The following is an 8,699-nucleotide window of genomic DNA, read 5'->3' on the forward strand; positions in this document are numbered from 1 at the left end:
AAACTTGTTCGTCGTCTTGCTCATGATGCTCCATCCTACTCAAGAGTTGGAGCCTCCGGCAAACCCGGCGCGGTTCAGAAGTCCGATCAGCAGCCGATTTGTGCAACAGAGCCGCGCAGTGTGGAAAAACGTTTCTCGCTGACGGCAAGTGGGGCACCGTCGCCAATACCACCGCTTTCGCTATCGACACGAACAAGGCGTCGCCGAAGTTTCTCCATTATATGACAAACCAGAAAGACTTCTGGGAGAAGGGCGGATCGGCGCAACCCTATGTGAAGGTGTCAGAAACGCTTCGAAAGCGGTTCTTCATCCCCGACCTCGCGACCCAACGCCAGGTCGCCGACTTTCTGGACCGTGAGACAGAAACAATAGACCTGCTAATCGAGAAGAAGCAGCGGTTGGTCGCATTGCTGGGAGAGAAATCGAAATCCGTGAATGAGCATTTCTTTACTAATGCAGAAGCGACCGCCACCCAACCGCTTCATCGACTATATCGAGTGGTTACTGGAAAAACGCCATCGCGCAGTGAAGAGGACAACTTCTCCGACGAAGAAGGTTTGCCTTGGGCAACACCCGTGAACCTTGGTTCCCTTGCCCCTATCAAGATTACAAAGGAGCGTTTGACGGAAAAGGGATGCTCGGGACAGCCGGTGGTCGAATCCGGAACTGTGCTTCTCAACGGGATAGGCAGCATCGGGAAAGTCGGCATCGCTGGAGCGCGACTTTCATTCAATCAGCAGATTCACGCGCTTATCGGAAAAACGCCGCTTCTTTCTGATCGCTTTCTGTTCTTCCAACTTCTCGCACTAAAAGAACAGTTGGTTCTACTGGCGAACTCAACGACCCTGCCCATCTTGAATGGAGAACGGTTGGGGCGCTTGGAACTTCGGATATATGAAGCAGACAAACAACAAAGGCATTGCGCGAACATGGAAGCGCTGCTTCAGCATGAAGAAATCACCACGCAAAAGATCAACATCTCCATCGACCGTCTAATGGAATACCGATCTGCCCTTATCACCGCCGCGGTCACGGGTCAGATCGATGTTGCGACCTATACCAAATCCGGCACCCCCGACCGCCGCCTCGACGCTATTCAAGAGGAGATGGGCGCGTGACGTTCTCGAAGCAGGAAATGTATCGCCCAATCTTCGAGACGAAAGGTGCCGAAGAGTGGGAAGACGAAGAAAAGGATTGGTGGAATCGAGAGATAACGATTGGCAATAAGAGTCCTTTACGGCATCTCAGGGTCCCCATTGGGGGAGCGGCGACAAAAGACCTTTCCTCACTCGCCGCTGAGTATCATAACGCGGCAGAGGTGCTCATTCACACAATAAGGGCAGAACCGCCAACCGTCATAGGATGTGGCAATGTCCTTCTTTATCTGTATAGGCACTCTATCGAGTTGCTTCTGAAAGACATTATTCCAGAGGGGTTGCGACGGAGAGATCACGAGTTCTCTCAACTTGCTGCTCGCTTCAAATCAATCATTTCCGAGGACTTTGCGGGAGAAGTTCCAGATTGGATTCCAAACAGGATCATGGAGTTCGCTGAAATCGATCCCAGGTCGACGACATTTCGTTACAATGAACATGAAGCATTCGTAAGCGGTCCGACTTATCTGATCGATATTGTGCATCTTCGTGCGGCGATGAATGCCTTGAACACGGCACTCGTTGGAGCACGAGCGGTGATGATATTGGAAGGTCCGAACTCAAAAGATGACTGACACTCATACGACCGCCGACATTCATCAAGAGAAGGTCTTCGAGGCGCATATCATCGCCTGCCTGACCGCTGATCAAGGATACATCGAGCGCAACTGCCCGTCCCACTATGACATTGCCCTCGCCCTCGACACCGAGTTGCTGTTTCGCTTCCTCAAGACGACGCAGCCCGAGGCGTGGCAGACGCTGGAAGATCATTACAGCGCGCAGGCAGAGGCAGAGGTTCTGAAACGCCTCGACCAGGCGTTGAAGCAGAACCCGACTCATGTCGTGCTGCGCGAGGGCATCAAGTTGGTGCCAAACATCCGGTTCGCGCTCTGCTTCTTCAAACCCGCGTCGAACCTGAACCCAGACCTCACCCGCCTTTACGAGGCGAACATCCTGTCCGTGATGCGGCAGGTGACCTATTCGGCGAAGACCAAGAACGCCATCGATCTGGTGACCTTCGTCAACGGCATCCCGGTCGCCACGCTGGAAGTGAAGAACCTGCTGACCGGGCAGAACGTCAAGCACGCCGAGAAGCAGTATCGCCAAGACCGCTCCCCTGCCGGCGAACCACTGCTGACCTTCAAACGCGGTGCCATCGTCCATTTCGCGGTGGATCAGGACAACGTGTCGATGACCACGCGCCTGATGAACGGCAAGACGCGGTTCCTGCCCTTCAACCGGGGACGCGAGGGCGGTGCCGGAAACCCCGATGTGCCGGGCGAGAACCGGGTCGCCTATCTCTACAAGGATCTGCCCGGCGAAAAGGCGGTGTTCTCGCGCGAGGTGCTGCTCGACCTGATCGGGCGGTTCATCCACCTCGAACGCTCGGGCGGCAAAGAGGCGCTGATATTTCCACGGTTCCAGCAGTTCGACGCCGTGCGCAAACTGCTGTCGGACGCGCGCTCCAACGGCGCAGGACAGAACTATCTGATCCAGCACAGTGCAGGGTCGGGCAAGTCGAACACCATCGCCTGGACCGCCCACCAGATCATCAACCTGCATGACGAAGACGACCAACCGCTTTTCGACACCGCGATCATAGTGACCGATCGCTTGGTGCTGGACCGTCAGTTGCAACAGACCATCAGCGGGTTCGCCCAGACCGAGGGCGTGGTGCGCAAGATCGACGGCACGTCCCGCGATCTGAAAGACGCGATCCTCAAAGGCGCGCGGATCATCATCACGACGATCCAGAAGTTCGGCACCGAACATCTGAAGGCGATCTCGGGTCAGGGCGGCAAGACCTTCGCCGTGATCATCGACGAGGCGCATTCGTCCCAGTCCGGCAAGGCGGCGCAAGGGTTGACCGACGCGCTGACCCGCGATGAGACGAGTTCCGAAGACATCGAAGACATGGTTCTCGCGTTCCAGAAAGCGCGGGGTCCGCAGAAGAACATCTCGTTCCTCGCCTTCACAGCGACACCGCGCAACGTGACGCTGGAACGCTTCGGGCGCATCGGATCAGACGGCAAACCACACCCGTTCCACCTCTATTCGATGCGTCAGGCAATCGAGGAAGGCTTCATTCTGGACGTGCTCCAGAACTACATGACCTACAAGGCATACTACCAACTCGAAAAGACCATCGAGGACGACCCTGCCTTCAAGGGACGCAAGGCACAGGCGCGTGTCGCCCGCTATGCCTCACTGCATCCGACCGCCATCGATCAGAAGGTCGAGGTGATCGTCGAACATTTCCGCCGACACGTTGCCAAGGAGCTCGAAGGCAGTGCGAAGGCGATGATCGTGACCCAGAGTCGCGAACATGCCCTGCGCTACTGGCAACGCCTCAATGATTACATCGCTGAAAAGGAATACAGCGATCTCAAGGCGCTGGTGGCATTCTCAGGCGATCTGACCATCGATGGAAATGTCTGGACCGAAGCGACCGCCAACCGGTTCGCCGAGACCGAACTGCCGAAAAAGTTTGACACCGACGAATACCAGATCCTCGTCGTCGCCGAGAAATACCAGACCGGGTTCGATCAACCGAAACTCGTCGCGATGTATGTGGACAAGAAACTCGCCGGGTTGCAGGCGGTGCAGACGCTCGCCAGGTTGAACCGGACATATCCCGGCAAGACCCGCACCTTCGTCCTCGACTTCCAGAACACCATGGAGGACGTGAAAGAGGCGTTTGCGCCCTTCTTCGAAGCAACCGCGCTGGAAGAACGCACCGACCTGAACCAGATCTACGACCTCGAACAACGCATCTCGAATGCGACTTACATCCACAAGGACGAGATCGAACGGTTTGCTGAGCAGCTCTTCAAGGGTGATCTGACGACGCAAGATCGTCTCAAGTTGGAAGGCACGGTCCGCCTCGCGGTGGGGCGCTTCGAACTGGATGAAGACGAGGCGCAACAAGAAGAGTTCCGCCAACTCCTGAAGAGTTTCCAGCGGTTCTACGCCTTCGTGGCACAGGTGGTGTCTCTCAACGATGCGTGGTTGGAAAAGCTCTATGTCTACACATCGTGGTTGTCGCGCCTGCTACCGTCCCGTGACGTGCCTGCCGACATTACGATCACGGACGACATGCTGGATCTGTCCGCCTTCAAGTTGCAGAAAGACGAAGAGGGCAGCGCGTCACTGTCACCGGGTCAGACTGCGACCCTGCAACCGATCACCGAGTTCGGAGCGAACGCCTACACTGAGGAAGAAGAAAGGTCGCTGTCCGAGATCATCAATTCGTTCAACGAGCGCCACGGCACGCAATTCTCCCGCGAGGACTTTCTTCGCTTTGAGCGCGTGACCCGCGATATCATGGACGACGATATGACGGAAATGATCCGCAATAATCCAGCTGACGTGGTCTACGGCGCGTTCTCTCGCGCCTTCTTTCAAGGCATGATCAAGATGTTCCAGCAGGACAACGAGATGCGGAATATCGTCATGACTGACAAGGGCGTCCGAGAGCAGGCGACCCGTCACTTCTTCAAGCGAGCTCAGCGTCAGGCGCAGATTTAGCTTTGGTGAACCGAATTGGCCAAAGGCATCCGGCAATGCCAGACAGCCGGTGAGAGCTCTACGTTTCGATGGATTAGATTGGACCGCGGGACCAGCGGGGCCGGTGGGACCGGCCCCGCCTGATCATGATCAGGCAACCTTGTAGGCGGTCACGCGGTCGATGATCACGGTATAAAGGCGCGGACGACCGGGGATTGCACGAGGTGCCTTGCGCGTGAGGCGCCCGTCCTCGCCGGGCACCAGCATCTGCATGTCGTGCAGCGCGGTGGCGGCTTTCTGACCGTCCGCACCTGGAAACAGCTGCGACCAGGTCATCTGGGGCAGATAGACGCGCGAGGCGTCGCACCAGCCGATCGGATCGACACCTGCGACAGCCGCATCATCAACCTTGTGCAGGCTCGTCAGCTTCGTCGACAGGAACTGCTGCAGCTTGGTCACGAAAGCGTCGGCGGCGTCACGCTTGGCGCCGTAGCGGCGCTCATACCAGTCGAGGAACATCAGTTCCGCAGCATCAACAGCTTCGTCCCGTGTCCAGCCGGTGAGACCAAGTGCAGTCGCGATCTTACCGGCAAAACCGATCACCGCGAAACGCATGGCAACACGGCTGGTCTGACCATCAACCTGCGCAGGGATCTTGGAGGTCCACTGCGACACAAGCGTGCGAACCCGGTCCTGCAGCAGCTCTTCAGTCAGCTCTGCTTTGCGGGCGACCAGACGCTCAACATAGGCGCGACCGACGGCACCGTGATACTTGCGCGCAAGCTGCTGCATGGCGTCGGCGAAGGCGGCGGCATTTGCGACACCGTGCAGGTTGTCGAAAGCACCATAGGTGCGGCTGTCGGCTTCGATGTCGATCAGACGCATCTCATGACCTGCCATCGCATCAAGCCTGGCCTCTTTCAGCTTCTCTTCGATGCTGATCTCGCCGGAGGAGATCAGTGCGAGCCGCCAGCGCGCCTGGTCTGCAAGCGTGACTTCTTTGGTCATCCGTGCCTTTCCAGTGCCGTTGGCGAGCATGTAGATCGCTTCGTGCAGGACACGCGGCTGGATCTCGGCGATTTCGTCGAGCGGCAACAGCATGTCGTTCATCGTGCTGGCGATCGCTTCGAGACCGTTCGACGTCGCGCGCCAGGGCGTGATCAGCCGCCGATCACCCCACACCGAAGCGGCGATGTTCAGGAGCGTCGTCTTGCCGGAGGAGGAGGCACCACGGAAATGCAGACCACCACCATGCACACCGAGCCGGGCGAGGAGCGGACCAGAGAAGGCCAGCGACACCGCGACGATCATCAGCGGGTTGCCGGAGCACCTGGCTGCGATGTTCGCTCGCCACGCACCGACCTCGCCGGTTTCGACCAGACCTGCGCCGATGCCGGTGGCAGGCGCGAGCGGCAGCACTTGCGCGGAACCGACCAGCCTGGAACCAAGAACGAACGACGTATGCGTCTCGTCGGACCAGCCCATCCGGCTGACGGTCAACAGGTGCTGGTCAGGCTTCCACGCTTTCAGCAGATCAAGCAGGAGATCCTTGGACTTCTTGCCGGGCGCGAGATCGAGACCGTGGTCAACCAGTCGCGCGAGGACGACAGCAGGCTTGCCTTGGAGGTCAGCATTGGTGATCGGGATTTCGTGCCAGCGGTCATCAGCGGATTTCACGCTGACCAACCGGTAATCCTCCCCGTTTTAACGGGGCGCGACCGTAGAACTCACGCGGCCATTTTCAGCTTCATGGCGGGTGTGACGCCGCCGATGCCCATGTTCGGGCGTTCGTTGTTGTAGGTCCATAGCCATTCGGTAGCGATCTGCTGCACCTCCTCGATGGTTTCAAAGATGTAGAGGTCGAGCCATTCGTGCCGGACCGTCCGGTTGTAGCGCTCGACATAGGCGTTCTGCTGCGGCTTTCCGGGCTGGATGTAGGTCAGGGCGATGCCCTGCTTCTCGGCCCAGATTGTCAGCGTGGCACTGACGTATTCCGGGCCGTTATCGACCCGGATCGCCAGCGGTTTGCCGCGCCATTCAATGATCTGGTTCAGGGCTCGGACGACCCGCTCGGCGGGCAGCGAAAAATCGACCTCGATACCCAGCCCCTCGCGGTTGAAGTCGTCCAGCACATTCAGCAGCCGGAACTGCCGCCCGTCGGCCAGCCGATCGGCCATGAAATCCATCGACCAGACCAGGTTCGGGGCTTCTGGAACTGCCAGTTCATCGGGCTTCTCCCGCTTCAGCCTGCGCCGCGGCTTGATCCGCAGGTTCAGCTCCAGCTCGCAGTAGATCCGGTGGACCCGCTTGTGGTTCCAGACATGTCCCTTGACGTTCCGCAGGTGCAGGAAACACAGGCCGAAACCCCAGGTCTTGTGGACATTCGTCAGCCCGACCAGCAGATCGGCAATCATCTCGTTCTCGTCGTAACGCTTCGGACTATAGCGAAAGCAGGTCTCGCTGACGCCGAACGCCCGGCAGGCCAGCGCGATGCTGACCCCCTTCGTCGCCACCGCCTTCTCGGCCAGCTCCCGGCGCTGAGCTGGCCGCGTCACTTTTTTCCCAGAGCCTCTCGAAGCAGATCGGCCTGCATGCTGAGATCGGCGAACATGCGCTTCAGTCGCCTGTTCTCATCCTCGAGGGCCTTCATCTGGCTCATCATGGATGCATCCATGCCGCCAAACTTCGCGCGCCATTTGTAAAACGTCGCGCTGCTGATCCCATGCTCGCGGCAAAGCTCGGAAACGGGCAGCCCGCCCTCCGCCTGGCGCAGCACGCCCATGATCTGGGCTTCGGTGAAACGGCTCTTCTTCATCGGAATCTCCTCGTCCATCTTGCCGAGAAAATTCTACCTTCGCATCCCCTTAACCACGGGGAGGATTACCAACCGACCCCAGCCACGACCGCTGCTGTCCGCGAAGGTCGCATTGACGTGCAACGGGGTGCTGACGAAGACGGGCGCATCGGCTTCGTCGTCTGGCAAGGCGTAGACGCCGTCTGAAAACAGGGCATAGCCGTCAGGGATCGACCGCGCAGCTGGCGTCGTCGTTTGAGAGGGAACCGGCGGGGCCACCGAGGACTGCTCTTCAGCATCAGGCTCGTCACTGGTTTCTGTGTGCGTGCTCGCTTCGACCAGCTGAACTGGTTCTGTCACCGTGTCGGGGTCCGCAGATGGCGTCTCGACCGGCATGGACATCTCGGTCGCGGTGGCCTCTTCGATCGGTGCATCGTTCTCGACATGCCGCGTGGGCAGGGGGAGATCTTCGAGCGAGATTTCGTCATCGGTCGAAGCGGAAATGTTGGTGTAAGCGTTCATGGTCTTCTCCTGATGAGTGCCGGAAATTCGGCATGGCTGGTCTGTTCGCGGTCACTTGGACCGCGTTGGGAGAGGGCTTGGTTGAGAGGTTGCGGGGTAAGGCGACCGACCCGTGCTGCGCGCGCATGATTCAAGCCGTGTCGAGACAGCTCGATCCGGTTGGGTCAGCGATGTGCAGTGTTCAGGGACGGAAGGCGTTCAGCGTCAGGGCGATCTGTTTCGTATCTGGATTGTCATAAGCTGCTCCGCGACCGGAGGTGTTGAGACGATAGGCGACGGCGCGGCACTGATTCGTGCTGGGCAAACCGACTAGTAAACACATTGCAAGCACTTGTCGCACGGCAAACTTCAGGAAATTCATAGCTCATAACCCATTGTCAAAAAATGATTTCTTGTCTAAATTTCGTGAGCGCGTGAGAAAAATCCCGTCAGGAGCGCGTTTCGCGGCACCCGTGCGCGGCCGCCATAATGGCGAATCGTCACTCACCGAACAGCGTCTTCAGGTTACGCGTCCGTCGATCGACCCCATGGTCATGCCGTTCCCGGATTTCCTGTCATAGCAGGCGCACGCTCATAGGTCGCCGTAGCGGGCTGCTGGCGGCATTCGTGGGCTTCGGCCACCCGAAACCAAAGGAAGGCATCAAAATGAACCGCGCCGGGTTTGCCGGAGGCTCCAACTCCTGAGTAGGATGGAGCATCATGAGCAAGACGACGAACAAGTT

7 protein-coding genes and 1 pseudogene are annotated in these 8,699 nt (G+C 58.5%); 3 read left to right on the forward strand and 5 right to left on the reverse strand.

Going from position 1 to position 8,699, the window contains the following annotated elements; translation table 11 throughout:
• Positions 1-98: 98 nt before the first annotated feature.
• Genes RGD00_RS22380 through RGD00_RS22390 form a run of 3 tightly spaced genes read left to right on the forward strand, consistent with a single transcriptional unit; the run spans position 99 to position 4,682 of the window.
• Positions 99-1,118, forward strand: a complete 1,020-nt coding sequence (locus RGD00_RS22380) for a restriction endonuclease subunit S (RefSeq protein ID WP_310459457.1) — start codon at positions 99-101, stop codon at positions 1,116-1,118.
• The gene (locus RGD00_RS22385; protein WP_310459458.1) at positions 1,115-1,729 is read left to right on the forward strand and encodes a hypothetical protein; all 615 of its coding nucleotides are present in this window, start codon (positions 1,115-1,117) and stop codon (positions 1,727-1,729) included. The genes RGD00_RS22380 and RGD00_RS22385 overlap by 4 nt, the downstream gene beginning before the upstream one ends.
• Positions 1,722-4,682 (forward strand): type I restriction endonuclease subunit R, encoded by a 2,961-nt coding sequence (locus RGD00_RS22390; protein ID WP_310459459.1) that lies wholly within the window; start codon positions 1,722-1,724, stop codon positions 4,680-4,682. Before RGD00_RS22385 ends, RGD00_RS22390 begins: the two co-directional genes overlap by 8 nt.
• A gap of 129 nt (positions 4,683-4,811) precedes the next feature.
• On the opposite strand, the gene RGD00_RS22395 is transcribed toward RGD00_RS22390, so the two are convergent.
• The 5 genes and pseudogenes from RGD00_RS22395 to RGD00_RS22415 form a co-directional block, all read right to left on the reverse strand.
• A complete protein-coding gene (locus RGD00_RS22395) occupies positions 4,812-6,338 on the reverse strand; it encodes a DUF927 domain-containing protein (RefSeq protein ID WP_310459463.1) in 1,527 nt (508 codons plus the stop codon).
• A gap of 50 nt (positions 6,339-6,388) precedes the next feature.
• Positions 6,389-7,476, reverse strand: a protein-coding gene (locus RGD00_RS22400) for an IS3 family transposase (protein WP_310459460.1) whose coding sequence is annotated in 2 segments (ribosomal slippage) — positions 6,389-7,227 and positions 7,227-7,476 — 1,089 coding nt in all. Because the reading frame shifts where the segments join, the coding sequence is not laid out codon by codon here.
• Between the two features lie 33 nt (positions 7,477-7,509).
• Complete coding sequence (locus tag RGD00_RS22405) at positions 7,510-7,977, reverse strand: hypothetical protein (RefSeq protein ID WP_310459461.1); 468 nt, start codon at positions 7,975-7,977, stop codon at positions 7,510-7,512.
• Between the two features lie 181 nt (positions 7,978-8,158).
• Positions 8,159-8,338 carry a hypothetical protein gene (locus RGD00_RS22410; protein ID WP_310459462.1) on the reverse strand — a complete coding sequence of 60 codons (180 nt, stop codon included), beginning with the start codon at positions 8,336-8,338 and terminating at the stop codon, positions 8,159-8,161.
• Positions 8,339-8,508: 170 nt separating this feature from the next.
• Positions 8,509-8,699, reverse strand: a pseudogene (locus RGD00_RS22415) (hypothetical protein); the annotation flags it as partial.

The sequence above is a fragment of the Ruixingdingia sedimenti genome, from assembly GCF_031432425.1.
Taxonomy (GTDB): domain Bacteria; phylum Pseudomonadota; class Alphaproteobacteria; order Rhodobacterales; family Rhodobacteraceae; genus Ruixingdingia; species Ruixingdingia sedimenti.